23 protein-coding genes are annotated in these 24,075 nt (G+C 71.0%); 8 read left to right on the top strand and 15 right to left on the bottom strand.

Annotation, left to right across the window (positions count from 1 at the left end; all coding sequences use genetic code 11):
- Positions 1–240 precede the first annotated feature (240 nt).
- The 3 genes from K2F47_RS36185 to K2F47_RS36175 are packed head-to-tail and all read right to left on the bottom strand — an operon-like array spanning position 241 to position 2,478.
- Entirely contained in the window at positions 241–1,482 is a 1,242-nt protein-coding gene (locus tag K2F47_RS36185; RefSeq protein WP_242910686.1) for an RNA polymerase sigma factor, read from the bottom strand.
- The gene (locus K2F47_RS36180) at positions 1,479–1,802 is read right to left on the bottom strand and encodes a YciI family protein (protein WP_242910685.1); all 324 of its coding nucleotides are present in this window, start codon (positions 1,800–1,802) and stop codon (positions 1,479–1,481) included. The genes K2F47_RS36185 and K2F47_RS36180 overlap by 4 nt, the downstream gene beginning before the upstream one ends.
- Positions 1,803–1,854: 52 nt before the next feature.
- Complete coding sequence (locus K2F47_RS36175) at positions 1,855–2,478, bottom strand: dihydrofolate reductase family protein (protein ID WP_242910684.1); 624 nt, start codon at positions 2,476–2,478, stop codon at positions 1,855–1,857.
- Between the two features lie 153 nt (positions 2,479–2,631).
- On the opposite strand from K2F47_RS36175, the gene K2F47_RS36170 reads away from it, so the two are divergent.
- Both K2F47_RS36170 and K2F47_RS36165 read left to right on the top strand, forming a co-directional pair.
- A complete protein-coding gene (locus K2F47_RS36170) occupies positions 2,632–3,207 on the top strand; it encodes a TetR/AcrR family transcriptional regulator (RefSeq protein ID WP_242910683.1) in 576 nt (191 codons plus the stop codon).
- Positions 3,208–3,316: 109 nt separating this feature from the next.
- Positions 3,317–3,931: a DUF4865 family protein gene (locus tag K2F47_RS36165; RefSeq protein ID WP_242910682.1), complete on the top strand. Its 615-nt coding sequence runs from the start codon at positions 3,317–3,319 to the stop codon at positions 3,929–3,931.
- 45 nt (positions 3,932–3,976) lie between these two features.
- Here the strand turns inward: K2F47_RS36165 and pntB are convergent, their stop codons facing one another.
- The 4 genes from pntB to K2F47_RS36145 form a co-directional block, all read right to left on the bottom strand.
- Entirely contained in the window at positions 3,977–5,443 is a 1,467-nt protein-coding gene (gene pntB / locus K2F47_RS36160; RefSeq protein WP_242910680.1) for a Re/Si-specific NAD(P)(+) transhydrogenase subunit beta, read from the bottom strand.
- Positions 5,444–5,446: 3 nt separating this feature from the next.
- Positions 5,447–6,979: a Re/Si-specific NAD(P)(+) transhydrogenase subunit alpha gene (locus tag K2F47_RS36155; RefSeq protein ID WP_242910679.1), complete on the bottom strand. Its 1,533-nt coding sequence runs from the start codon at positions 6,977–6,979 to the stop codon at positions 5,447–5,449.
- A gap of 318 nt (positions 6,980–7,297) precedes the next feature.
- Positions 7,298–10,099 carry an ankyrin repeat domain-containing protein gene (locus K2F47_RS36150; RefSeq protein ID WP_242910678.1) on the bottom strand — a complete coding sequence of 934 codons (2,802 nt, stop codon included), beginning with the start codon at positions 10,097–10,099 and terminating at the stop codon, positions 7,298–7,300.
- Positions 10,100–10,250: 151 nt separating this feature from the next.
- Positions 10,251–10,799 (bottom strand): TetR/AcrR family transcriptional regulator, encoded by a 549-nt coding sequence (locus K2F47_RS36145; protein ID WP_242910677.1) that lies wholly within the window; start codon positions 10,797–10,799, stop codon positions 10,251–10,253.
- 63 nt (positions 10,800–10,862) lie between these two features.
- On the opposite strand from K2F47_RS36145, the gene K2F47_RS36140 reads away from it, so the two are divergent.
- The 3 genes from K2F47_RS36140 (at position 10,863) to K2F47_RS36130 (ending at position 14,669) form a co-directional block, all read left to right on the top strand.
- On the top strand, positions 10,863–12,140 hold the full coding sequence (locus K2F47_RS36140) for an MFS transporter (protein ID WP_242910676.1): 1,278 nt from the start codon (positions 10,863–10,865) through the stop codon (positions 12,138–12,140).
- Between the two features lie 222 nt (positions 12,141–12,362).
- Positions 12,363–13,847, top strand: a complete 1,485-nt coding sequence (rox, locus tag K2F47_RS36135; protein WP_272497918.1) for a rifampin monooxygenase — start codon at positions 12,363–12,365, stop codon at positions 13,845–13,847.
- 177 nt (positions 13,848–14,024) lie between these two features.
- A complete protein-coding gene (locus K2F47_RS36130) occupies positions 14,025–14,669 on the top strand; it encodes a CatB-related O-acetyltransferase (protein ID WP_242910675.1) in 645 nt (214 codons plus the stop codon).
- A gap of 96 nt (positions 14,670–14,765) precedes the next feature.
- Here K2F47_RS36130 and K2F47_RS36125 read toward each other — a convergent pair whose 3' ends face one another.
- Together K2F47_RS36125 and K2F47_RS36120 are read right to left on the bottom strand one after the other, a co-directional pair.
- Positions 14,766–14,987 carry a hypothetical protein gene (locus tag K2F47_RS36125; RefSeq protein WP_242910674.1) on the bottom strand — a complete coding sequence of 74 codons (222 nt, stop codon included), beginning with the start codon at positions 14,985–14,987 and terminating at the stop codon, positions 14,766–14,768.
- Between the two features lie 231 nt (positions 14,988–15,218).
- The gene (locus K2F47_RS36120; RefSeq protein WP_242910673.1) at positions 15,219–15,872 is read right to left on the bottom strand and encodes a TetR/AcrR family transcriptional regulator; all 654 of its coding nucleotides are present in this window, start codon (positions 15,870–15,872) and stop codon (positions 15,219–15,221) included.
- A 117-nt stretch (positions 15,873–15,989) separates the two neighbouring features.
- Here K2F47_RS36120 and K2F47_RS36115 point away from each other — a divergent pair, with 117 nt between their 5' ends.
- Positions 15,990–16,949, top strand: coding sequence for an alpha/beta hydrolase (locus tag K2F47_RS36115; protein ID WP_242910672.1), 960 nt, complete (start codon positions 15,990–15,992; stop codon positions 16,947–16,949).
- 24 nt (positions 16,950–16,973) lie between these two features.
- On the opposite strand, the gene K2F47_RS36110 is transcribed toward K2F47_RS36115, so the two are convergent.
- A complete protein-coding gene (locus tag K2F47_RS36110) occupies positions 16,974–17,600 on the bottom strand; it encodes a DUF2867 domain-containing protein (RefSeq protein WP_242910671.1) in 627 nt (208 codons plus the stop codon).
- A gap of 147 nt (positions 17,601–17,747) precedes the next feature.
- Here K2F47_RS36110 and K2F47_RS36105 point away from each other — a divergent pair, with 147 nt between their 5' ends.
- Complete coding sequence (locus K2F47_RS36105) at positions 17,748–18,272, top strand: TetR/AcrR family transcriptional regulator (protein ID WP_242910670.1); 525 nt, start codon at positions 17,748–17,750, stop codon at positions 18,270–18,272.
- 86 nt (positions 18,273–18,358) lie between these two features.
- Here K2F47_RS36105 and K2F47_RS36100 read toward each other — a convergent pair whose 3' ends face one another.
- Complete coding sequence (locus K2F47_RS36100; RefSeq protein ID WP_242910669.1) at positions 18,359–18,754, bottom strand: cupin domain-containing protein; 396 nt, start codon at positions 18,752–18,754, stop codon at positions 18,359–18,361.
- 51 nt (positions 18,755–18,805) lie between these two features.
- Between K2F47_RS36100 and K2F47_RS36095 the strand changes: the two genes are divergently transcribed.
- Positions 18,806–19,795: a helix-turn-helix domain-containing protein gene (locus K2F47_RS36095; protein WP_242910668.1), complete on the top strand. Its 990-nt coding sequence runs from the start codon at positions 18,806–18,808 to the stop codon at positions 19,793–19,795.
- A gap of 56 nt (positions 19,796–19,851) precedes the next feature.
- On the opposite strand, the gene K2F47_RS36090 is transcribed toward K2F47_RS36095, so the two are convergent.
- From K2F47_RS36090 to K2F47_RS36075, 4 genes are all read right to left on the bottom strand, one after another.
- Positions 19,852–20,898 carry an isopenicillin N synthase family dioxygenase gene (locus tag K2F47_RS36090; RefSeq protein ID WP_242910666.1) on the bottom strand — a complete coding sequence of 349 codons (1,047 nt, stop codon included), beginning with the start codon at positions 20,896–20,898 and terminating at the stop codon, positions 19,852–19,854.
- Between the two features lie 309 nt (positions 20,899–21,207).
- Positions 21,208–22,167 (bottom strand): sulfotransferase, encoded by a 960-nt coding sequence (locus K2F47_RS36085; protein ID WP_242910665.1) that lies wholly within the window; start codon positions 22,165–22,167, stop codon positions 21,208–21,210.
- A gap of 28 nt (positions 22,168–22,195) precedes the next feature.
- Positions 22,196–22,891 carry a response regulator transcription factor gene (locus K2F47_RS36080; protein WP_242910664.1) on the bottom strand — a complete coding sequence of 232 codons (696 nt, stop codon included), beginning with the start codon at positions 22,889–22,891 and terminating at the stop codon, positions 22,196–22,198.
- Positions 22,888–24,072 carry a sensor histidine kinase gene (locus K2F47_RS36075; RefSeq protein WP_242910663.1) on the bottom strand — a complete coding sequence of 395 codons (1,185 nt, stop codon included), beginning with the start codon at positions 24,070–24,072 and terminating at the stop codon, positions 22,888–22,890. The genes K2F47_RS36080 and K2F47_RS36075 overlap by 4 nt, the downstream gene beginning before the upstream one ends.
- Positions 24,073–24,075: the final 3 nt, after the last annotated feature.

Genomic DNA, 24,075 nt, shown 5'->3' with positions numbered 1-24,075 from the left:
CTCGACTCGCGGCCGAAGCGGGCGGGGCCTGGAACCGCTACGCCCCCGATGACCACAGACGGTGACCTCCACAGTTCCCAGCACAAGGAACACAGATCACTCGATCAACGACTCCTGCCAGTCCCGGGGGCCTTATACGCCCCGGAAGCTTCTGTGCATTAGGGCGCTCACGCTTGTGGCGTGGTCGTCGTACTGCGATCTCGAGTCGCCGCTGACCGTGCAGGTCCAGGTTCGCCTGAGTTAGCGCAGTTGGTTGCGGCGGCGGGTCAGGTAGGCGGTCTCGGCGGTGTTGCCCGCCAACTCGATGGCCTTGTCGTAGGCCGCGCGTGACTGCGCGCTCTGGCCCAGCCGGCGCAGCAGGTCGGCGCGGGTGGCGTGGTAGGCGTGGTAGCCGGCCAGCTTGTCTTCCAGGCGGTCGACGGCCGCCAGCGCGACCTGCGGTCCGTCGAGTTCGGCGACCGCGACGGCCCGGTTGAGGGCGACGATGGGGGAGGCGTCGAGGCGGACGAGCTGGTCGTAGAGGGCGAGGACCTGCGACCAGTCGGTGTCGCGGACGTCGCGGGCGGAGGTGTGCACGGCGTTGATCGCCGCCAGGATCTGGTAGCGGCCCGGGGCCGTCCCGGCGGCGGCAGCGGCGAGGCGCTCGCGCACCAACCGGTGCCCCTCGGCGATCAGCGAGGCGTCCCAGGCCCCGCGGTCCTGCTCGGCCAGGGGGACCAGTTCGCCGTCGGCCGAGACCCGGGCGGTGCGGCGGGCCTCGATGAGCAGCATCAGCGCCAGCAGCCCGGCCGCCTCATCGTCGTCGGGCATGAGGGCGCGGACCAGGCGTGCGAGCCGGATCGCCTCGGCGGTCAGGCCGGGACGGAGGGGATCGGTGCCGGGGCCGGTCGCCAGGTAGCCCTCGTTGAACACCAGGTACAGGACGGCGAGCACCCCGGACACCCGGGCCGGGAGGTCCTCCGCGGACGGCACCCGGTACGGGATGCGAGCCGCCTTGATCTTGGCCTTCGCGCGGGTGATCCGCTGCTCCATGGCGGTCTCCCGGACCAGGAAGGCGCGGGCGATCTCGGGCACCGTCAGGCCGCCGACCATGCGCAGCGTCAGCGCCACCCTGGCCTCGGTCCCCAGCGCCGGGTGGCAGCAGGTGAAGATCAGCCGGAGCCGGTCGTCGTCGATGGCGCCGAGGGGCTCGGCCGGGTCGTCGTCGTACACCCTCTGGGCCTCCTGGTGCTTGCCGCCGCGCTTGTTCTCGCGCCGGATCCGGTCGATGGCCTTGCGGTTCGCGGTGGTGGTCAGCCAGGCGCCGGGGTTGGGCGGCACACCGTCGGACGGCCACCGCTGGACGGCGGTCGCGAACGCCTCGGCGGCCGCCTCCTCGGCGATGTCGAGATCACCGAACCGCCTGGTCAGGGCGGCGACCACCCGGGCCCACTCGGCGTGGTGGGCCCGGGTGACCGCGTCATGGGCGTTGGTCCCGCTCACAGGAACGGCCGCACCTCGATCTTGCGGTCGCAGACCTTCGACGCCTCGGCGGCGAGCCTGAGCGCCACGTCCAGGTCGGGGGCCTCCCACACCCAGACGCCGGCGAGGTACTCCTTGGACTCCAGGAACGGTCCGTCGCTGAACACCGCCTGCTCTCCCCGGTTGTCGATGACCGTGGCCGCCTCGGTGTCGGCGAGCCCGCCCGCGAAGACCCAGTAGCCGTCGGCTATCAGACGTTCGTTGAACGCGCTGATGGCGGGCTGCCTGTCCGTGCTGCCGGGATTGCTTTTGTCGTCTATGACGGAAACCAGGTACTGCATCAAAGATCATCTCCTGTGGTGTCACAACGGTGTGGTTCGGTGGCCGGGGACGTCAGGCCGAGGTCGCGTACCGCGGACGCCCGGCCGGCCGGTAGACCTGGATCGTCACGCCCTTGGAGTCGGCGCGCGACTCGACCAGGTCGAGCGCGAGGTCGGGGCCGGTCTCGGGGAACAGCCGCGCGCCCTGGCCGAGGACCACCGGCATCACGATCAGCGTCAGCTCGTCGACCAGGTCGTTCTCCAGCAGCCACCGGATCAGGGTGCCACTGCCGTGGACCTGGAGTTCACCCTCCGACTCGGCCTTCAGCTTCCGGACGGCGGCCGCGACGTCCCCGGGCAGGACGGTGGTGCCCGACCACGCCGGATCGGTGAGCGTGGTCGACGCGACGTACTTGGGACGCGTGTTCAACGCCCGCCAGACGCCCTCCCAGCCGGAGACGTCCTGGGCGGTCCAGGACCCCCACGAACCGGCGAACAGCTCGTAGGTCCGCCGTCCGAACAGGAACGCGTCGGCGCGCTGGTAGGTCTGGTTGATGAACGCGTGGGTTCCGTCGTCGCCCCTCCCCAGGGCCCAGCCGCCGCGGTCGAACCCGTTCCTGCGGTCCTCGTCCGACGCGCCGCCGTTTCCCTGCGTCACCCCGTCGACGGTGACCTGGGTCATGGTCGTCAGCTTCATGATCGCGCCTCCATGTCGGCGCCCCTCGTGGGCGGCCTCACCCCTGCTACGAACACCACCACCCCGATCCGACACCGCGTCTCCGATTTCTTTAAAAACTTCACGGGCTCCGGGAGGCAACCGTCTGTACCTACGAGTATGTACACTCCTGGCATGAGCACTGCGGAACGTCTCGTCGAGAGCACGCGCGAACTGCTCTGGGAACGCGGTTACGTCGGCACCAGCCCGAAGGCGATCCAGCAGCGGGCCGGGGCCGGGCAGGGCAGCATGTACCACCACTTCACCGGGAAGCCGGACCTGGCGCTCGCCGCGATCCGGCGCACCGCCGAGGAGATGTGCGCCAAGGCCGAGGAACAGCTCTCCGCGCCGGGGAGCGTCATGGAGCGCGTCACCTCGTATCTGAACCGGGAGCGGGACGTCCTCAAGGGCTGCCCGATAGGACGCCTCACCCAGGACCCCGATGTCATGGCGGACCCGGCGCTGCGGACCCCCGTCGACGAAACCCTCGCCTGGCTGCGGAAACGCCTGGCCGAGTTGCTGGACGAGGGGCGCGACAGCGGCGAACTGGACGCCGCGCTGGACCCGCGGGTCACCGCCGCGACGATAGTCGCGACCTTGCAGGGCGCCTATGTCCTGGCGCGCGCCGCCGACTCCGCACAGCCGTTCGACCAGGCGATCACGGGGGTGCTGGGCCTACTGGCCGCCCACGTCTCCACCACCCGTGAATAGAGCGGCCCATTCATGCGCGTCTTCGGCCGGGTCCTGCACGTCACCGAGAGCGAATACCTCGCCTGCTCGCCTGTGCGCCGATAGGCCGAGAGGAAAGGCAGCAGAGTCCGTGTATGCGAAACAGTACGAGATCACCCTGCCCGCCGACTATGACATGCGGATCATCCGAAAGCGGGTCGCCAAGGGCGGCCACGTCCTCGACGACCGGGCCGGGCTGGGCCTGAAGGCCTACGTCATCCGCGAACGCGGCGCCGGCGGTTCACCGGTCAACCAGTACGCCCCTTTCTACCTGTGGAACGACACCGGCGCGATGGCCCACTTCCTCGTCGGTGGCGGGGGATTCCAGAACATCCTCCGGGATTTCGGCCGCCCCGTCGCCCGGCACTGGACGGGCATCGCCTGCCATTCCGGCCCCGCCCGTGCGGCACGTCCCAGGGCGGCCTCACGTCGCCTCACCTCGATGCCTCCCGACGCGGACGTGGACGGCACCGGACTGGGCCTGACCGAACTGATCGCAGGGGAGGTCGAACAGCTACGACGGCTCTCCGGCCAGGACGGCGTCCACACCGCCGCACTGGCCGTCGACCCCCACCATTGGCAGTTGGTGCGTTTCGTGGTGTGGGCCGAATCCTCCGCGTCGGATGAGGAGGCGACCGAACATTACGAAGTGCTGCACCTGTCAGCCCCCGAAATAGGGGACCTGCCCGAGGGGCAGGTCTGGTAAAAACCACCTCGCCCCGGCCGCACCGACCGAGGAAATGTCGTGGAATCAGGTTCGTGCGACGGCCTTGGGACGGCCGAGCGCGGGCGTGGTGCGGTCGAGAGCCTGGAGAATGTCGTTGACCCGTTCCTTGGCGTCGCCGAAGAGCATGTGGGTGTTGTCGCGGAAGAACAGCGGGTTCTGGACGCCGGCGTACCCCGTGGCCATGGAGCGCTTGAACACGATGACCTGCCCGCCGTTCCACACCTCCAGGACGGGCATCCCGGCGATGGGGCTCGTGGGGTCCTCCTCGGCGGCGGGGTTGACGATGTCGTTGGCGCCGATCACCAGGACCACGTCGGCGGCGCCGAAGTCGTCGTTGATCTCGTCCATCTCCAGTACGAGGTCGTAGGGCACCTTGGCCTCGGCGAGCAGCACGTTCATGTGGCCGGGGAGGCGGCCGGCGACCGGGTGGATGCCGAACCTGACCTGGACGCCGCAGTCCCGCAGCCGCTCGGTCAGCGCGGCGACCGGGGCCTGCGCCTGCGCGACGGCCATGCCGTAGCCGGGGGTGATGATCACCGAGGAGGCCGCGGCGAGCGCCTCGGCGGTCTCCTCGGCGGTGATCTCCCGGTGCCGGCCCTGGTCGCCGCCGGACGCGGCGGGCGCCTCCAGCCCGAAGCCGCCCGCGATGACCGACAGGAACGAGCGGTTCATCGCCTTGCACATGATGGCCGACAGATAGGCGCCGGAGGAGCCCACGAGCGCGCCGACGATGATCAGGAGGTCGTTGCCGAGCAGGAACCCGGACGCGGCGGCCGCCCAGCCGGAGTAGCTGTTGAGCATCGAGACCACCACCGGCATGTCGCCGCCGCCGATGGAGGCGACGAGGTGCCAGCCGAGCAGCAGCGCGACCGCGGTGACCGCGACCAGCGCCCACGCCTGGGGCTCGACCACGAACACGACCGTGAGCGCGGCGAACGCGGCGAGCGCCGCGATGTTGAGCAGGTTCTTGCCCGGCAGCATCAGCGGCGCGGACTTGAGCCGTCCCGACAGCTTGCCGAAGGCCACGACCGAGCCGGTGAGGGTGACGGCGCCGATGAACACGCCGATGAAGACCTCGGCGCTGTGGATGCCGAGCATGTCCTCGCGGGCGAGGTCGGTCGCCTCCGTCCCGCCGGGGTGGCGCTCGACGTGCAGGTAGCCGCTCCAGCCGACCAGGACGGCGGCCAGCCCGACGAAGCTGTGCAGCAGGGCGATGAGCTCGGGCATCGCGGTCATCTCCACCGCCTTCGCCCGGTTCAGGCCGATCAGCGCGCCGACCGCGATCGCGGCCACGAGCAGCGCGAACGCGGGGACGCCGATACCGTCGTCGATGGTGAGGGCGACGGTGGCGACGAGCGCCACGGTCATGCCGAGCATCCCGTAGGTGTTGCCCAGGCGGGCGGACTCGTGCCGGGAGAGCCCGGCCAGCGCGCGGATGAAGAACAGCGCCGCGACGATGTAGGCCGCGGTCGCGGCGGTTGCGATCGTCATCGCCTAGCTCCTGACGAACATGGCGAGCATGCGGCGGGTGACCGCGAATCCGCCGAAGACGTTGATGCTCGCGAGCAGGATCGCCGCGAGCGAGAGCACGGTGATCGCCGCGTTGCCCGCGCTGATCTGCACCAGCGCTCCGACCACGATGATCCCGGAGATCGCGTTGGTCACCGACATCAACGGGGTGTGCAGGGCGTGGTGCACGTTCCCGATGACGTAGTAGCCGATCACGATGGCCAGCGCGAACACGGTCAGGTGCACCTGCAACGCCGCCGGTGAGAGCGCGACCAGGCCGAACAGCGCGGCGGCCGCGGCGGCGGTGCCGAGCCTGCGCAGCGCCGGGTTCGCCTTGCGGGACGGTTCGTCCGCCTCGGTGACCGGCTGCTCCGGCTGGACGGCGACCGGTGCCGCCGACACCGGCACCGGGGGAGGCGGCCAGGTCAGCTCGCCCTCGCGGACGACGGTCATCGAGCGCTGCACGACGTCGTCGAAGTCCAGGACGAGCGCGCCGTCCCGCTGCGGGGTCATCAGCTTCATCAGGTTGAGCAGGTTGGTGCCGTACAGCTGGGACGCCTGCGCGGGCAGCCGTCCGGCCAGGTCGGTGTAGCCGAGGATGACCACGCCGTTCGCGGTGACCACCCGCTCGCCGGGGACCGTGCCCTCGACGTTGCCGCCGTTGGCCGCGGCCATGTCGACGATCACCGAGCCCGGCCGCATCGTCGCCACCATCTCGGCGGTGATCAGCGTCGGCGCGGGCCTGCCGGGGATGAGCGCGGTGGTGACGATGATGTCGACGTCGCGGCACTGGTCGGCGTAGAGCGCGGCGGCGCGGGCGTTGTAGTCGTCCGACATCTCTTTGGCGTAGCCGGTGTCCGGAGCGTCGTCCGGACGGGCCTCGGCGACGGCGAGGTAGTCGCCGCCGAGCGAGCGCACCTGGTCGGCGACCTCGGGCCGCGGGTCGGTGGCGCGGACGATCGCGCCGAGGCTGCCGGCCGCGCCGATCGCCGCGAGCCCGGCGACACCGGCCCCCGCGACCAGCACCTTCGCCGGTGGCACCTTGCCCGCCGCGGTCACCTGGCCGGTGAAGAACCGCCCGAACTCGTGCGCGGCCTCGATCACCGCCCGGTACCCGGCGATGTTGGCCATCGAGGAGAGCACGTCGAACGACTGCGCCCGGGAGATCCGGGGGACCGCGTCCAGGGACAGTGCCGTGATGGGACGCTTCGCGAGGTCCTCCACCAGGTCCGGCCTCAGCCGGGGGCTCAGCAGGGCGATCAGCGTGGCGCCCGGTCGCAGCGCGTCCAGTTGCCCGGGAGCGGGCGGGTTGACGCCCAGCACCACGTCGGCGGCGTCCGTGTCGCCGATGGCGGCGCCCGCGGCCTCGTACCGGTCGTCCGGGAAGCCGGCCCCGGCTCCGGCGCCGGACTCGACGACCACCTCGTACCCGAGTTTCTGTAGTTCGGTAACGGTGTCCGGTGTCACCGCCACCCGCCGCTCGCCGGGCGGATCCTCCTTGAGAACTCCGATGATCATGGCAACCACCTCACATCTCTCGCGCGTCAGCGGTCCGCGGGCGCAGGACGGGGCATCGCGCCGCCGGCCCGGGGACGCCCGTCCGCCGGTGCGGCGGGCGAGCGAGCGGACGGCGTCGGATATCTTGGCATCAAGCTAATTCTGCCGCGCGCGCGCCCGCTTCCGCTTTGCGCTGTGTGCCAGTCTTGGCCATGAATGTTTGGGCACTTGAGATAGTGCCGCTGCGGGCGGTGACGGCGGGGATGCGTTCCGGCCCGCCGCCGTCCTAGCCTGCCCGGAGGCTCCGGTCCGCCTCCAGGACGCCGTTCCCGGCCGGTCTCACAGGCGTCGCCGCAGTGCTTCGATCTCCTGTACGACCTCCAGTGAGGCGTCCACCTCCTCGTCGTCGATGGACCCGGCACCGCGGTTCCACGGTTGGGAGGACTCCCATTCGTCCAGGTCATGGCGGTCGGCGAAGTGCTCGTGGAGGACGTCGAACAGGGACGTTCCGCAGTGGACGACGTCGAGGGCGGTCAGCTCATCGGCCTTCTCGCGTCCGGAGATGCGCGGAACGCCGTAGGCGGCCGAGCGGCCTTCGCGGAGGTCGCCGAGCCGGTAGCAGATCAGCAGGCCGCCGTGCCTGGCCGGCGGCGGGGACGTGATGTCGCCGTGGGCGTGCCGATAGTCGGCATAGAGCGAGAACACCGGGAGGAGATCGGGTTCCAAGGCGAGGATCTGCTTTTCGACCCTGGCTCTCGGGCCCGGCCGCAGAGGCGGTCCGCCCCTGTCGAGGGGCACCGCCAGCTGCCATGGCTGATCGGTGAACTCCATCGCCAGTTCCGGACGGGCTTCGGCGAGCACGAAGAACTCGTCCGGAAAATCGACCCCGTAGCACTCCCGCAGCACCTCACGCGGTCCTTTTCCGGCCCGGTAGAGCGCCCGGGCGAGAAGGGCCATCGAGTAGAAGTCCGCACGCGAGGCCGCCGCGCGCAGACTCGGGATCGGGTCCTCCTCGTGCGGGATGGCCGGGTCCTGGCCGGGGAGCCAGCGGCGCAGGTGCGCGAGGGCCGGCTCGATCGCGGCCGCCCACCAGTGGTCGGCGGCGCGGTCCTCATCGCGGGCGGCCTCCCCGCGCCGCCCCAGCCAGCGTTCGAGCTCGACGTGGTAGGTGAGAAGGACGTCCAGCAGCGACGCGCCGCACCGCTCCACGCCGGCGTCGAGGTCGAACGGCGAGATGCCGAAGACCGTGGAGCGGCCGGCGCGGAGTTCGCCCAACCGGTAGCAGAGCACCATGCCGCCGTGGGTCGCGTGGCGGTTGCGGAGCTCCACCAGCGGAACCAGATCACGGTCATGGGCGAGGATCTGCTCCTCCGCCCATTCATCGAGGTGGGAGTGCGACGCGGCCCGCCCCCTGCGTGGCGGTCCGGCCATGAGCCAGGGCTGGACGGTGAAGTCGAACGCATGCCGATCGTCCAGCAGGTGGTCCGCGATCAGGAAGAACTCGTCCGGGAAGTCGACCTCATGGCACTCGCGCAGCACCTCGCGCGGACTCGCACCGGCCGCGTACAGCACCCGGGCCAGGCGGGCCATGGTGCGGGCGTCCGAACGCGACGCCGCGGACCGGGCGTGGTCGAGGGTGCCGTCGGACGGCGCGGCCGGCCGATCGTCGCGCGCCTGACCTTCCGGTTCCTCGAAACCGTGCGGGCTGCACGGCAGGCCCCGCTTCTTGCACGTGTCGATGCCGCCGAGGGCGCGCAACCGGCGGACCAGGTCGCTGGTGTGCCGCATGCCCCGCGGAGCCCCCTCCATCGCGGCGTGGAGCGGGGTCTGGCCCCAGTCGTCGAGGGCGTTGACGTCCAGGCCGGCGGCCAGCAGCCGAGGCAGCAGGGCCTCGTGGTCGAGGACGGGGAGCAGGTGCAGCAGCGACCGGCCCCGATCGGTGTGCACGGCGGGATCGACGCCGGCCTCCAGAAGCTCGATCACCCCGGCCGAGTCGCCGTACTGGGCCCGGGCCAGCAAATCCGCCTGCCCACCGGATTCAGCAGAAGAGGAACTGTTCCTGGGATCGGACTCCAGTGCTGGAAAGAGGGCTCGCCTAACCAGTGGGTGGAGGTCGTCCGGCTCCAGGCGACCGAACCGGAGCAATTCGAAATCGACCGGGTGCCGATATTCGGGCATGGACAGGAACCGTTCCTCGTCCGGGCGGGGATACCGGTGCCCTATCGACACCGTCCCGTCGGCCTCGAACGACAGGTGCAGATCGGGCGCCCCCGAATACTCCCGGTACTCGTCCAGCCAGACCGCCTCGCGCCCGTCCCCGCCCGATCGCGTCCGCGCCGAGTCCAGCACGTCCCGGGCCGCTGCGACCAGGCGTTCCAGGGCGATCGGCGGCCAGATCCGCCAGTCGGCGAGCGCGTCTTCGCCGGCGATGATCCCGCATGCCGTGAGGGCCTCGCCGATGCGTTCGTGATCCCACAGGAGGGCGAGCCACTCGGCATGGGCGACCGGATCGTCCGGACGGGGGCCGTCGGGAAGCTCGTCCACCGCGAGGCGGCGGCCGTCGGGGTGGAAGAACGGGATCCGGTCGGCGCCCCCGCAGAGGGCCCGCAGCCCACCGGTCCGCCGGACGTCCCAGAAGGCCGGGTGCAGGCGGTACTTCCCGTATCCGCGGAACGTCGGGGCCGCGCCCGCCGTGGCGGTCATCAGCCGTACGACCGGCCGGGACGGATCGGCGCCGTCCCCGCGCTCGACCGTCAGGGTCACGTGCCCCTCGCCCGGGACCGGATACCGCCGGAGCACACCGATCCTGTCGACGACGCCGCCGCGCGGGTTGAGCATTCGCGGGACGTTCCAGCGCAGGAGATCGGAGGCGAGATGGCGCAGGTCGTCGGCGACCTGCTCGGCGATCTCCGGCCCGTGCGCCGCGGCGGCGGAGAGATCGACGTCCAGGTCGACTGCGGCAGCCGCGAACGCGCCGGCGGTGTCCCCCGCCAGCCGCCGTTCCGTGGCGGCCTCGATCAGCCGCCGCGGCACCGCGTACCGGCGCGCCTCCTGGTACATCTCCAGATCCACGTTCAGCTCGACGCGGGAATGCGCCTCGGCCTCGTGCGCCGAAAGCGGCCGTAGCGGTTTGCGGGACATGGCCGGATTCTTCCGTATTCGCACCGGCCAGGACCGGCGGATCGGGATGACCACGCGTCCGGCCGCCAGGGCGGGCGGCCTTAGTAGGGGTGATTCATTACTGGACGTCGGACCCCCGGGCGTGACCAGTTGGCCGTTCCCGGCGGCACGGTCAGGATTCGGCGTTGGCGAGCAGGGTCGCGGCGATCGCGCGGGCGCGGCGGGCGGGTTCGGGGGCGCGGACGCGCTGCGCGGTCACGATCGCCCCGTCCAGCAGCAGGACGAACTGCTCGGCGAGTTCGGCGTGGTCGGCGTACCCGGCCTTGGCGAGCAGTCCGTCGATGTAGGCGGTGACCGCGCGCTTGTGGTCGTCGGCGAGCGAGTAGACCGCGTGGTCGGTGTCGGCGATCTCGGCCATCGCGTTGATGAACGAGCAGCCGCGGTAGTCGTGGCCGAAGCCCGCCTCCAGCGCGTCGAAGACGGCCAGGGGATGGTCGCCGCGCGCCGCGACGTCCTCGGCCAGGGCGCGGCGCCAGGTCTCGTCCCGTTCCCGCAGGAACGCCGCGACCAGGTCGTCCTTGCTGGCGAAGTGGCGGTAGAAGGACGCCCGGCCCACGCCGGACCGCTCCAGCAGGCGTTCCACGCCGACCGCCTGGATGCCCTCGGCGTAGAAGAGGTCCTCGGCGGCCTGGACCAGGCGTTCGCGGGCGCGTGTCGGCATACCGCCGAGACTACCGCGACTTGCCCAAAAACGGAACCGATCGGTACCGTACCGTCCCATCACATGGAACTGATCGGTACCGTTTTGGAGGTCATGGTGGCGGATGACGGACGGACGCGGCACGCCCGCTGGAGCGTGCTCGCCCTTGGACTCGGAGTCTTCGCGGTCGGGACGGACGAGTTCGTCCTCGCCGGAGTGCTGCCCCTGCTCGGCGACACCTTCGACATCTCGATCGCCGCAGCGGGGCAGGTGGTCACCGCGTTCGCGCTGGTCTGCGCGCTGCTGGCGCCGGTCCTCGGCACGCTGACCGCCCGCTGGCCCCGACGCCGCATTCTGCTGCTCGCGCTCGGCGTCTACCTGGCGGGCAACGCCGCCACCGCGGTCGCGCCGACGTTCCCGGCGCTGGTGGCGGCGCAGATGGTCGCCGCGGTGGGGGCCGGACTGTTCGTCCCGGCGGCGTCGGTGACCGCGGCGGCACTCGTGCCCGCCGAGCGCCGGGGCCGGGCGATCGCCGTGGTCATGACCGGGTTCACCGCCGCCACCGCCCTGGGCGCGCCCATCGGGACCGTCCTCGGGGGGACGCTGGGATGGCGCGCGACGGTGTGGTTCCTGGCCGGTTTGGCGGTGCTCGGCATCGGGACCGTGCTGGCACTGGTACCCAGGCAGATCACGGCCCCGGCGCCCGAGGGCCTCGGCGAGCGGCTGCGTCCGCTGCGCGACCCGCGCGCGCTCGCGCTGATGGGCACCACCCTGGTCGGCTTCACCGCCGTCTACATCCCCTACACCTACATCTCCGCCGTCTTCGAGCCCGCGACCGGCGGGGACCCCGACCGGCTGGCCCTGCTGCTGTTCGTGTTCGGCCTGGTCGGCACGCTGGCCAACTACGCGGGCGGGGCACTGGCCGACCGGCTCGGCGGGCGTACCGTCGCGTCCGGCGCGATCGCACTTCTCTTCTTGGCGCTGCTGGTGATGCCGCTGACCACCGGTTCCTTCGCCGCCGCGACCGTGATGGTGGTCGCCTACGGAATCCCGGCCTGGGCGCTGACCACCCCCCAGCAGCACCGGCTGATCGCCCTGGACCCGGCCGCGGCCTCGGTCTACGTGTCGCTCAACGCCGCCATCCTCTACCTGGCCATCTCCCTGTCGGGCATGGCCGGGGCCGTCGGCATCGGCTGGCTCGGCGCCGACCGGCTCGCCCCGGCCGCCGCCGTGATCGCGCTGCTCGCCCTCGGGCTGTCGGAACTGGCCCACCGGCTCACCCGGCGGCCCCGCGCCGCAAAGATCCCCATGCCCGAGACCCTTGCGGGAGGCACGACCGTCGATCACGCGATGGACAAGTGACGACCGGCAGCGGCCCGTGGCATCGAGGGCGGGCAGGTGTAAATGGCTGGACGGCATGACGCCGGGGCTTGTAACTTGCTCCTGGCCGTGACACCGCCCGAGGAGGTGAGACCCATGAACGCAGTATCGACGTGGGTGCTCCCCTTCCGGTCGCGGTTGGGCGATTGACGTAGGTGTCGCCGGGAGCGCCCCACCACAGGGCACTCCCGAAAGGCAACACCTATGCACTCTCCGCGATCCACCGCCGAGTCGTCGTCGAACGACACTGTCGAGCGCGACCGCACATTCGACGTGATCATTGCCGGATGCGGGCCGACCGGCGCGATGCTGGCCGCCGAACTGCGGCTGCACGATGTGCGGGTCCTCGTTCTGGAAAAGGAGACCGAACCCGCGTCGTTCGTCCGCATCGTCGGTCTGCATATTCGCAGCCTCGAACTGATGGCGATGCGCGGACTGCTGGAACGCCTTCTCGAACACGGAAGGCGGCGTCCCGCGGGCGCCTACTTCGCCGCCATCGACAAACCCGCGCCGGAAGGCCTCGACTCCGCGTACGCCTACCTGCTCGGCCTCCCGCAGCCGGTCATCGACCGCCTGCTCGAAGAACACGCGATCGCACTCGGCGCGCAGGTCCGGCGCGGTTGCGCGCTGACCGGATTCGAACAGGACGATGAGGGCGTGACCGTCGAACTGGCCGGCGGGGAGCGGTTGCGGGCGCGCTATCTCGTCGGCTGCGACGGCGCGCGCAGTACGGTGCGCAAACTGCTCGGCGTCGGCTTCCCCGGCGAGCCCTCGCGGACCGAGACGCTGATGGGCGAGCTGGAAGTGGAGGCGCCGCGCGAGGAGGTCGCCGCCAAGGTCGCCGAAATCCGCGAGACCAACAAGACGTTCAGCTTCGGCCCCTTCGGCGGGGGTGTCTACCGTGTCGTGGTCCCCGCCGCAGAAGTCAGCGATCGCGCGGAACCCCCCACGCTTGAGGATTTCAAACAACAGTTGCGCGCCATCGCCGGAACCGATTTCGGCGTGCACTCCCCGCGCTGGCTGTCCCGCTTCGGCGATGCCACGAGGCTGGCCGATCGCTATCGGGTCGGCCGGGTCCTGCTGGCCGGTGACGCGGCGCACATCCACCCGCCCACCGGTGGTCAGGGCCTCAACCTGGGCGTGCAGGACGCCTTCAACCTCGGCTGGAAACTCGCCGCGCAGGTCCGCGGCTGGGCGCCGGAAACACTTCTGGACACCTACCATTCCGAGCGTCACCCGGTCGCCGAGGAGGTGCTGGACAACACCCGCGCCCAGATGGAACTGCTGTCCACCGAACCGGGCCCGCAGGCCGTGCGCCGCCTCCTCACCGAACTGATGGACTTCGACGAGGTGAACCGCCATCTGCTCGAGAAGATCACCGCGATCGGCGTCCGCTACGACTTCGGCGAGGGGCCCGCGCTGCTCGGCCGCCGCATGCACGACATCGACGTGAAGAACGGCCGCCTCTACGACCTGCTGGATCGCGGCCGCGGCCTGCTGCTGGACCGCACCGAACGCCTGACCGTCGGCGGCTGGTCCGACCGGGTCGACTACCTCGCCGACCCCGGCGCGGCACTGGAGGCGCCATGCGTCCTGCTGCGTCCCGACGGCCACGTCGCCTGGATCGGTGACGACCAGCAGGACCTGAACGACCACCTCTCCCGCTGGTTCGGCGAGTCCGCCGGCTGACCCACCTGAGCGACCGATTGAGCCGTGGTGCTCTTTCGTCAGGGTCGTGGGCACCATCCGGTGCGCACCATACGCTTGCACGGGTTCGGTGGGAGGGCGCCCGCCTGACCTTGGGGGCGCCGCCACCGCCAGACGTCCGGACGCCCACAAGAAACTCCACCGAGGAAGCGATTCACCATGCCGCTCGTCCCCGCCGACCCGACCGTCGTGCATCCCATGCCCGAGCAGCCGCGGGTGGTGCTGCTGAAGCCGCTGGTCACCTCGCCGCTGATCGAGGTCGGCGAGTTCTCCTACTATGACGACCCGGATGATCCGACCGCGTTCGAGACCCGCAACGTCCTGTACCACTACGGGCCCGAGCAGCTGATCATCGGGAGGTTCTGCGCGCTGGGCGAGGGCGTGCGGTTCATCATGAACGGCGCCAACCACCGCATGGACGGGCCCTCGACCTTCCCCTTCCCGATCATGGGCGGCTCCTGGACCGAGCACTTCGACCTCATCACCGGCCTGCCCGGACGGGGCGACACCGTGATCGGCAACGACGTCTGGTTCGGCTACCGGGCCACGGTGATGCCCGGCGTCCGCATCGGCCACGGTGCGGTCGTCGCCTCCGGCTCCGTGGTCGTCGACGACGTCCCCGACTACGGCATCGTCGGCGGCAACCCCGCCCGGCTGATCCGGCGCCGCTACAGCGACGCCGACATCGGCCGCCTCCTGGCGCTGGCCTGGTGGGACTGGCCGCTGGAGCAGATCACCGAGCACGTCCGCGCGATCATGTCCGGCGGTATCGACGAGTTGGAGGAGGCGGCCCGCGGAAGGTAGGGCTGCCACCGGCGGGGCTGTGGGGCAGATAGCGGAAAGGGCCCGCACATCCGGTGATGTGCGGGCCCTGTGTCTCGGCCTGTTCGGAATCCCTACTCATTCATTGGGATAGACCGCGGGATCGGCGGCGAGCAGGTAATCCCAGCTCCCGGGCCCGCCCTGCGGCGCCGCCGGGGCGGATGCCGGACCGGCCGAGGACGCGAACGCCTGGTGGGAGCCGCCCGCGGGGCACACCCCGTTCGTGGGCAGCCCGTTGTACCACAAGCCGAAGCACTTCGAACAGAACCGCCAGTTGCTCTGCCCCACTGGTGCAGCCATGAAGTCCTCGCCTTCCGTAGGATCGATTTGGGTGCGTTCAGGCAATTCCGCCCGTCAAGATCGGGAAGGTTCATTCCCATTCTTCTCTTCGGGCTTGGCGCCCGAGCGGCGCGAGTCCGTGCCTGTGCTGCTACTCCCTCACGATGCCCGAGCCCAGAAAGGCGAGCCATCCCAAAACCTGGGGGTTGTGCGGCGTCGAACGGCGCCACGTTCGTCCGGTCGGCCGCCGGGTCAGGGAATCGCGGTCTCGATCTGGGCGATGTGGGCGGCGAGGATCTCTTCGAACGCGGCGCGGCGGTCGGCGCCGAGGGGACGGATCTCGCGGGCGAAGTGGGCCAGGGCGGGAAAGCGGTCGGGGTCGGCGCCGAGGACCGCGACACGGAAGTGCTCCATGCCCTGCTCGTATTCGCCGGGGGTCAGGACGCCGATGCTCGCCTCGGAGGCGATCAGTGCGGCCAGGAGGATCACGAGCCGGTGGTAGCGGGACGGAATCTCCTCCTCGGGCAGGCCCGAGGCCCGCAATGCCTGTAGCACCTCCTCCATGACCAGCCGGGAACCGGTGCCGCCGGACGCGTAGCGTCCCCAGACCGCGGCGAGCTGGGGGTGCTCCCCGAAGGCCTCTCGCAGGCGCAGGGCCGTGGCGGTGATGCGCTGCTTCCAGTCGCCCGCGGGGCGGTAGCCGTCCATCGCGGCGGCGAGGATCCGGTCGGCGACCGCGCGCAGCAGCTCGGTCTTGTTGCGGAAGTGCCGGTAGAGGCTGGAGGAGTCGGTCCCGAGCGCGGCGGCGAGCTTGCGCACGCTGAACGACTCGGTGTCGCTCGTGCGCAGCAGATCCACCGCCGCGTCCAGGATCTCCTCGGTGGTCCAACGCCGTCGACCTGCCATCTCGCCCCTCTCGTCCGCGCCGAGCCTAGCCCATGCACTTGCCATTGCACGCACCGCGTGCATACTGTGTGCAACACGTTGGCCGAGGGTCCTCGGCCAGGGGAAGGAGAGGGAGACATGGGCGAGACCACTGCTGCGAAGCGGCCCCCGGAGCCGGACTTCGAGACGATGACGACCGAGGAACTGATCGCCTACCGCACCGCGGAGAACGACTGGCGGGCGTCCAGCGAGGCGTGGGCGTTCATCGGGGAGCCCGACCCCGCGGCCGCGATCGAGTGGCAGAGCGTGGAGCTGCCGGGCCGTGACCTCCCGGTCCGGGTGTACCGGCCGGCGTCGACGGACGAGGGTGAAGCCGCCGGCGCGGGTCTGCCGCTCGTAATCCATGTGCACGGAGGCGGGTTCGTGGGCACGGCGGCGCAGTGCGACTGGACCAGCAGCCACCTCGCCGCACGGCTGCCCGCCCTGGTCGTCTCGGTCGAGCACCGTCTCGTCGCGCCGGACAGCCCCCTCACGAACGCCGCCGACGACGGGTGGGACGTCCTCCAGCACGTCCTGCGGCATGCCTCGGAGTGGGGCGTCGACCCGGCGCGCACGGCCGTCTTCGGGGAGAGCTTCGGCGCGCTGATCAGCGCCCTGACCGCCATCCGGGCCCGGGACGCCGGCCTGCGGCTCAGGGCGCAGGTGCTGGTCAACCCCGCGGTCGACGTGAGCGAGACGATGCTGGACTACCCCTCCATCACCGAGTACGCCTACAGCCCGAGCCCCGCCATGCCGCTCCTCCGGTTCCTGCGGCGACTCGCGATCCCGCCGGAGGCCGACGCCCGCGCGCTCTCCCCGCTGTACGCGGACGACCTGAGCGGGCTCGCCCCCGCGCTGGTCGTGGTGCCGACCCAGGACGCGGTCGCCGATCACGGCCGCCGCTACGCCGAGGAACTGCGGGCGGCCGGGACGTCCGTGCGCCTCACCGAATATCCGGGGGCGCGGCACGCGTTCCTCACCCTGCCGGGCGTGGAACCCCAGGCGGCGGACGCCCAGGCGGAGATCCGCGAGTTTCTCCGCGAGGCCCTGGCGGAGTGAGACTGGTCGCCTGCGCGGTCTCCTTCAGGAGCGAACGCTGTGGCCTTCCGTGCCCGGGACGAGGCGGGCCCGGTCGCGCCACGCGCGTTCCCACTGCCGGGTCAGCGCGGGGTAGACGATGAGGTACCGGAACGGCTTGATGAAGGCCATGTACAGGCGCCCGAACATTCCGTTGGGCTTGACGAGCGCGGCCATGCGCAGCTCGTATTCGCCGTTGCCGGCCGGCACCCATCCCATGTGGCACACCGTGTGCACGGTCTTGTTCGCCAGTTCCAAGGCGTACTCGTCCTCAAGGACGTACAGCCGCGTGAACGGAGTGCCGCGGACGGCCACGCCGTCTGCGGCCGCGGGGAGGTCGGGCGGCAGGATCTCCCGCAGCGACCGGACCCGTGTCCCCAGGCTCGCCTTGGGCTTGTCCCAGCCGAACAGGGCGCCGAGCTTCCAGCGGGCCGCGAACAGGAAGCGCACCGCCGGCCCCGCGTTCGCGGGGCCGGCGAGCGCCTCCAGCGCGTCGAGCATGAGCGGGAAGTCGTCCGGACCCGCCCCGGGGGTGCGGTACCGCCACACGTCCTCCACCCGGAAGTCCCGCGTCAGTTCGTGGATCCGCCACGGGCGCGAGGTGTGCTCGGTATGCGGCAGCCGGTTCGACATGATCTCCTCCTCGACCCCATCCGTATACGCTGGCGTATATATCGAGGCTAGGCCTATATATACGGGTGCGTATAGATCTTGGGGAATGAGGTGGGTCACACCGTGGGAGCCGTTCGAACGCCGCGGTCCGCATGGATCGAGGAAGGGTTGCGGGCACTTTCCGCCGGCGGGCCCGACGCCGTGCGCATTGAGGCGCTCGCCAAGAGGCTCGGCGTGACGAAGGGCGGGTTCTACGGGTACTTCGCCGACCGGAACGCGCTCCTGGAGGCGATGCTGGACGTCTGGGAGCGCGAGAGCATCGACGACGTCCTGGCTCGCGTCGCTCGCGAGGGCGGCGACGCCCGGACCAAGATCCGGCTTGCCGGCCGGTTGACGCTGTCGGGGGAACGCCTGCTGCCGATCGACCTGGCCGTCCGGGACTGGGCACGGCGCGACGAGGCGGTCTCCGAGCGCCTGCGCCGCGTCGACAACCAGCGCATCGCCCTGGCGCGCGAGATGATCGGCACGTTCTGCTCGGATCCCGAGGAGGTCGAGGCGCGGAGCCTGCTGGCCTTCTGCCTGGCCATAGGCAGCCATTTCCTCGCCGCGGACCATCCGGGCCGCACCCGCGCCGACGTCCGCGCCCGCGCCGCCGACATCGTGTTGATGGACCTCCACGACGAGGACGGCTGACGGCCGTCCGGGGCGCCCCGCCGCGTCCTCAACCCCGGGGAGGGGGAGCCCTCCCCGGGGAGCCGTCCGACACCAGGCCCTGTGGCTCAGGACTCCAGTGCGTGGCCGATCGTCGCGTCCACGTGGTCCGGAATCTCGTCGTGGCGGTCGCCCACCGTCGACGTCCCGGTGGGCTCGAACAGGAGGATGGAGGCACCGGACGGTGCGTAGGGCCTGTGCTCTGTGCCTGCGGGAACGGTGAAGACCGCGCCCTGGGGGAGCAGCACCGTGCGCTCTCCTGTGGGCTCGCGCAGGGAGATGTGCAGCTCTCCGTCGAGCACGAGGAAGAACTCGTCGGTGTCGTCGTGGACGTGCCAGATGTGCTCGCCTTCGACCTTGGCGACGCGGACGTCGTAGTCGTTGACGCGGGTGACGATGCGCGGGCTCCACACGGCGTCGAAGGAGGCCAGAGCCTTGCCGAGAAGGACGGGTTCGTTGCTCATGGGCCCATCCTCGGGGGTTCGAACGCGCCGCGTGAGTGCTAGGAATTGCATATGGCGAAAGAATCCTCGCAGGCGGGGTCGCACCGGGTCGTCGTGATCGTCGACGAGAACTCCAACCCCTTCGAACTCGGCTGCGCGACCGAGGTCTTCGGGCTGCGCAGGCCCGAGCTCGGCCGTGACCTCTACGACTTCAGGCTCTGCGCCGCCGAGCCGAGCACCGTCATGCGGGACGGGTTCTTCACCCTCACCGGGGTCGCCGAGCTGGAGGAGGCCGACGCGGCGGACACCCTGATCGTCCCCAACCGCCCCGACGTGGAGGTCCCGCGCCGCCCGGACGTGCTCGACGCCATCCGGCGGGCGCACGCGCGCGGTGCGCGCCTGATCGGTTTCTGTAGCGGCGCCTTCACCATGGCCGAAGCGGGAGTCCTCGACGGGCGCAGGGCCACGGCGCACTGGCAGTGGGCGGACTCCTTCCGGGCCCGCTTCCCCTCCGTGCGGCTCGAATCGGACGTGCTGTTCGTGGACGACGGTGACATCCTCACCGCCGCGGGGAGCGCGGCCGCCCTCGACCTCGGGCTGCACGTGGTCCGCCGCGACTACGGCGCGGAGGTCGCCAACTCGGTGAGCCGGCGGCTGGTGTTCGCGGCGCACCGGGACGGCGGGCAGCGCCAGTTCGTGGAGCGTCCCATGCCCAACCTCCCGGACGAGTCCCTGGCACCCGTCCTGGACTGGGCCAACGAACGGCTGGACGCGCCGCTCACGGTGGCCGCCCTGGCGGCGCGCGCGGCGGTCAGCCCGGCGACCCTGCACCGCCGCTTCCAGGCGCAGCTGGGCACGACGCCGCTGAGATGGCTCACCGGCGAACGGCTCGCCCTGGCCTGCCGGTTGATCGAGCGGGGCGAGTCCCGCTTCGAGGTGGTCGCGCGGCGCAGCGGGCTCGGTACCGCCGCCAATCTGCGGACGCTGATGCGTCGCGAGACCGGCGTCACCCCGTCGGCGTACCAGCGCCGCTTCGGCCCGGATCGGACGGCGGGCTCGTAGCCGGCCCCCGGAGCCGTCCCCGGCCTGGGCAAGGACGGCTCCGAGGGCCCCGCGGTCTACTGGGCGGGGGCGAACAACTTCTGGGTCTTCATGGCCATCCATTCACCGGCGATGACGGCCTGGGGCCCTTGCTTGTCGGCAGCCGGGGTGAGGGGCGGTAGCGGCTCGATCACGGCGTCGTGGTTGGGCTGGAAGAAGAACGGGATGGACAGGCGGGAGGAGGTGTCCGCGCGTTCGGGGTTGACGACCCGGTGCATGGTCGAGACCCACCGGCCGCCGGTCCACAGGGCCATGAGGTCGCCGATGTTGATCACGAAGCTGCCGGGGATGGCGCGGACGTCGCGCCAGGCGTCCTCGCCCTGGAGGACCTGGAGGCCGCCCTTGTCGTCCTGCTGGTAGAGGACGGTCAGGCCGCCGAAGTCGGTGTGGGCGCCCCTGCGGAGCTGGTCCGGCAGCGGCTCGTCCACCTGGGGGTAGTAGAAGTTGGCGACCAGCGACGAGACGTGCCGGTCGAACTTGTCGTCGAAATGGCCCTCGTCGAGCCCGAGGGCCAGGGCGCACAGCCGCAGCAGGTCGGCCGCCAGCGCGTGGATCGCGGTCAGGTACTCCTGCCAGGTGTCCTTGAACTCGGCCGGGTCGCTCGGCCACAGGTTGGCCAGTTTCCAGGTCGCCCAGTAGTCGCCGAGCGCCTCGCGTTCCCGGTCGCCCATTTCTCCCGTGACGTGGACGCCGAAGGTCTCGCACAGGTCGGGCGGCGTCCTGCGGTCGAGGCTCTGGGCGGTGGTGCCGCCGGACCTGCGGAATCCGGAGAATCCGGGGCGGTGCGCGATCCGGTCCTTCTCGGCGTCGGGCAGTTCGAAGAACGCCGTGGTCGCCGTGTGCATCCGGTCGATGAGCTCGGACGGGATTCCGTGGCCGACGATGACGAAGAAACCCGAGGTCCGGCAGGCCTTGCCGATCGCCTGGGCCAGTGCGGCGCGGCCGGAGCCGGTGCGCCGCGCGGAGATGTCGATGACCGGCACATATCCGTCGACCATGGTGACCGAGTTCGGGTTCATGGGCGCCTTCGTCGCGTCTCGGTTGAAGCTGTCTTCTGGAGCCATGACTTCCAGTGTCACGTTGAACCGATCTCGGAGACTTCTGCCGGACACCGTCCCGGTGGCAGGCCCGAACCGGCCGAGAACCCTCAACCGCCGATCAAGGTTCCGGAATCGTAGGGGCCGCCGCGCTGGGCGGCTTCGCCGACTGGCAAGCTGGAGACGCCTGTCTCCCTGCGCAACCGAGCGGCGCTGCAAAGGGGCCCGCGTTTCCACGCGGCTCACAAATGGTCCTTCGGCGGAGTTCTCCTCACACTCTTTCAGCGGAAGGGCAAGGCCGCCTGAAAGGCGCCCGTCACACGGTTCGGGGTGCGCCTAGGTGTATCCCATGGCGGGGATGACATCTGCGAGTGTTCGTTCGATCAGAGTGCGCGTGGTGCTGTCGAACTGGCCGTCGCGGTGGGTGAGGCCGCGGAGGTGGAATGTCGACGTGGTCGCGAAGTCGTCAACGCCGACGCTCTCGAAAAGCGCTTCTCGCCGGGTGGGCCAGTCGGCGGCGAGGTCCTCCGCCTTGACCTCGCCGTATCGCCTGCTGCCGAGATCGGCGGTCGCCTTCCAGGTGAGCCAGCGGTCGTAGATCGGCTTGAGCCAGGCGAGCACACCCTCGACCGTTGACGGCGCCCACGGTTGGTCGACGTGCGAGGCGACCACTGCGACGGGGTGGCGCTTGATGTGGACGATGGTCGCCTCGGGGACGAGTTCCCAAAGGAATTCCATGCACAAGAGGTTGAACGGTGTCTTCTCGCACCATGCCGGTTTTCCGGCGTCGGCCGCGGCCCCGCCGAACATTTCGTCTACTGAGCGACGAAGGGTTTTGAGCAGTTCGCTCCGATCGCCGAAGTACCTCGGGATCGCCCGGCGGCGGCTCTGGCGCTCGAACGGCCCGGCGGCCCAGTCGGTATGGCCGGACCCTGCCGCCGGCACGGACTCGTCGAACGTGGTCGCGACGAGCTCCGACCACAGGCGTCCCACCGCGTTCCAGTAGTGCCGCTCGCCGATGGCCTCGGGGACGGTGTGACCGCGATCGATGTCCTTGCGGCCCACAAGCCGCACGGTGAGCAAGTCGCTGAGCCTGCGGAGGGCGTCGTCCCCGACGTAGGGGTCGTACCGGACCGTGAGCGCGTCCGCCAGGTCCCTGAAGCCGCCCGGGTCGACCAGGAACCTGGTCTCGATCGGAATCCTGTGTATCTCGGGATGCTCGCCGAGGATGTCGGCGAGCTGCGATGTTCCCGACCGGCCGGTGCCGGCTACGAAGATCGGCGATGGAAGGTTCACGGGGAAGTATCCGACCATGCGGGGCGACCTAGCCGACCGGGTCGTCCGGCGACCGGCGGTCGATCGGCCGGGCGAGGCCCGTCTGGTAGGCGATGACGACGAGTTGCGCCCGGTCGCGGGCGTCCAGCTTCGTCATGGCGCGTTGCACGTGGGCGCGGACGGTGAACGGGCTGAGGAACATCCGCTCGGCGATCTCCTGGTTGGACAGGCCGGTCGCGACCAGGGCCACCATCTCGCGCTCGCGCGGGGTGAGGACGGCGAGTTGTTCCGGGTGGTGCGCGGGGAGGCCGTCCGGGGTGGCGAGGAAGCGGGCGACCAGGGAGCGGGTCGCGGCGGGGGAGAGGAGGGTGTCGCCGGCGGCGATCGTCCGCACGGCGTCCAGCAGGTCCCCGGCCCCCATGCCCTTGCCGATGAAGCCGCCGGCCCCCGCGCGCAGCGCCTGGGCGACGTACTCGTCGGTCTCGTAGGTGGTGAGGATCAGGATGCGGCTGCCGCGCAGGTCCGGGTCCGCGCAGATCTCCGACGTGGCGGTGAGGCCGTCCACCTCGGGCATGCGGATATCCATGACCACCACGTCCGGACGCAGTTCCCGGGTCAGCCGCACCGCCTCGGCGCCGTCGGCGGCCTCGCCGACCACGGTGATGTCGTCGGCGCTGTCGAGCAGGATCCGGAACGCGCCGCGCAGCAGGGCCTGGTCGTCGGCGAGCAGAACCCGGAGAGTCATGGCGCGTCCCCCGTGGTCGTGTCACGGGCGGGCGGGAGGGGCAGTTCGGTGGAGACGAGGAAGCCGCCCTCCGGACGCCGGCCCGCGGAGAGGTGCCCGCCGACCGCGGTGGCGCGTTCGCGCAACCCGATCAGACCGTAGCCGGACGGCCGGTCCGGTGCCGCGGGCGCCGTGCCGTCGTCGGCGACGGTGATGGTGAGGCGGTCGTTCCTCCAGGCGAGGCGCACCCGGGCGCTCCCGGTGCCGGCGTGCTTGGTCACGTTGGTCAGGGCCTCCTGGACGATGCGGTACGCGGTGAGGTCCACCCCCGGCGGCAGCGGCCTGGCCGGGCCCTCCTGGTGCACCGACACCTCCAGGCCCGCGCGGCGGAAGGAGTCGAGGAGGGTGGGGAGCCGGGACAGTCCGGGCGCCGGTTCGGAAGGCGCCACCGCGTCCCCGGTCTGGCGCAGCAGGCCGACCGTGGCCCGCAGGTCGTCGAGCGCGTCCCTGGTGGTGCCGACGAGTTCTCGCAGGCTCTCCCGGGTCTGTTCGGGGCGGACGTCGAAGAGGTGGGAGGCGACGGTGGCCTGCGCGTTGGCCAGGGTGATCTGGTGGGCGACCAGGTCGTGCAGCTCCCGGGCGATGCGGACCCGCTCCTCGGCGACCCTCCGGCGCGCCTCGCTGTCCCGGCTCTCCTCGGCCCGCCTGGCCCGCTCCTCCATGGCCGCCAGGTAGGCCCGCCGGTTCCGCGTCGAGTAACCGAGGACGCCCGCCACCAGCGGGGACGCCGCCACCGCCGCCATCCTGCTCGCGTCCTTCCAGGAGAGGTCCTCGAACAGGAGGACCGAGGCGACCAGCAGCGCGGCGGAGGTGAGCGTCACCGCGCCCGCCGCGCGCCATTCGGTGCGCACGGCGAGCGAGTACGCGGTGATCACGACGGGGGCGACGGTGAGCGGGGTCAGCAGGAGGTCCAGGGGCTGCGCCAGCACGCCGCACAGGGTCGTGCCCGCGACGGCGGCCACGGGTGCCCGGTGCCGCAGTGGCAGGACGGCGCAGGACACCACGGCGATCACGTAGGCGGCGCCGGGCGGCGGTCCCACCGTGTCACCGGCCCGCAGCACACCGCCGAGCAGGCAGCACGCGAACGCCGCCGCCGTGACCGCCGCCTCGCGCCACCATGATCGCGCGCCTCCGTTCGTCATGGC

This window comes from Actinomadura terrae (assembly GCF_022751215.1).
GTDB classification, from domain to species: Bacteria; Actinomycetota; Actinomycetes; order Streptosporangiales; family Streptosporangiaceae; genus Spirillospora; species Spirillospora terrae.
Note: the sequence above shows the minus strand (reverse complement) of the source record. Positions and strands in the feature narration are given on the sequence as shown.

Bases quoted from the DNA above. Each gene is read 5' to 3' on its own strand.
- K2F47_RS36095 (WP_242910668.1), top strand. From the start codon at position 18,806: ATGGCGAAAGAATCCTCGCAGGCGGGGTCGCACCGGGTCGTCGTGATC.
- K2F47_RS36170 (WP_242910683.1), top strand. From the start codon at position 2,632: ATGAGCACTGCGGAACGTCTCGTCGAGAGCACGCGCGAACTGCTCTGG.
- K2F47_RS36180 (WP_242910685.1), bottom strand. From the start codon at position 1,802: ATGCAGTACCTGGTTTCCGTCATAGACGACAAAAGCAATCCCGGCAGC.
- K2F47_RS36110 (WP_242910671.1), bottom strand. From the start codon at position 17,600: ATGTCGAACCGGCTGCCGCATACCGAGCACACCTCGCGCCCGTGGCGG.
- K2F47_RS36120 (WP_242910673.1), bottom strand. From the start codon at position 15,872: ATGGCAGGTCGACGGCGTTGGACCACCGAGGAGATCCTGGACGCGGCG.
- K2F47_RS36115 (WP_242910672.1), top strand. From the start codon at position 15,990: ATGGGCGAGACCACTGCTGCGAAGCGGCCCCCGGAGCCGGACTTCGAG.
- K2F47_RS36140 (WP_242910676.1), top strand. From the start codon at position 10,863: ATGGAACTGATCGGTACCGTTTTGGAGGTCATGGTGGCGGATGACGGA.
- K2F47_RS36125 (WP_242910674.1), bottom strand. From the start codon at position 14,987: ATGGCTGCACCAGTGGGGCAGAGCAACTGGCGGTTCTGTTCGAAGTGC.
- K2F47_RS36155 (WP_242910679.1), bottom strand. From the start codon at position 6,979: ATGATCATCGGAGTTCTCAAGGAGGATCCGCCCGGCGAGCGGCGGGTG.
- K2F47_RS36090 (WP_242910666.1), bottom strand. From the start codon at position 20,898: ATGGCTCCAGAAGACAGCTTCAACCGAGACGCGACGAAGGCGCCCATG.
- K2F47_RS36150 (WP_242910678.1), bottom strand. From the start codon at position 10,099: ATGTCCCGCAAACCGCTACGGCCGCTTTCGGCGCACGAGGCCGAGGCG.
- K2F47_RS36130 (WP_242910675.1), top strand. From the start codon at position 14,025: ATGCCGCTCGTCCCCGCCGACCCGACCGTCGTGCATCCCATGCCCGAG.
- rox (WP_272497918.1), top strand. From the start codon at position 12,363: ATGCACTCTCCGCGATCCACCGCCGAGTCGTCGTCGAACGACACTGTC.
- pntB (WP_242910680.1), bottom strand. From the start codon at position 5,443: ATGACGATCGCAACCGCCGCGACCGCGGCCTACATCGTCGCGGCGCTG.
- K2F47_RS36075 (WP_242910663.1), bottom strand. From the start codon at position 24,072: ATGACGAACGGAGGCGCGCGATCATGGTGGCGCGAGGCGGCGGTCACG.
- K2F47_RS36100 (WP_242910669.1), bottom strand. From the start codon at position 18,754: ATGAGCAACGAACCCGTCCTTCTCGGCAAGGCTCTGGCCTCCTTCGAC.
- K2F47_RS36175 (WP_242910684.1), bottom strand. From the start codon at position 2,478: ATGAAGCTGACGACCATGACCCAGGTCACCGTCGACGGGGTGACGCAG.
- K2F47_RS36145 (WP_242910677.1), bottom strand. From the start codon at position 10,799: ATGCCGACACGCGCCCGCGAACGCCTGGTCCAGGCCGCCGAGGACCTC.
- K2F47_RS36080 (WP_242910664.1), bottom strand. From the start codon at position 22,891: ATGACTCTCCGGGTTCTGCTCGCCGACGACCAGGCCCTGCTGCGCGGC.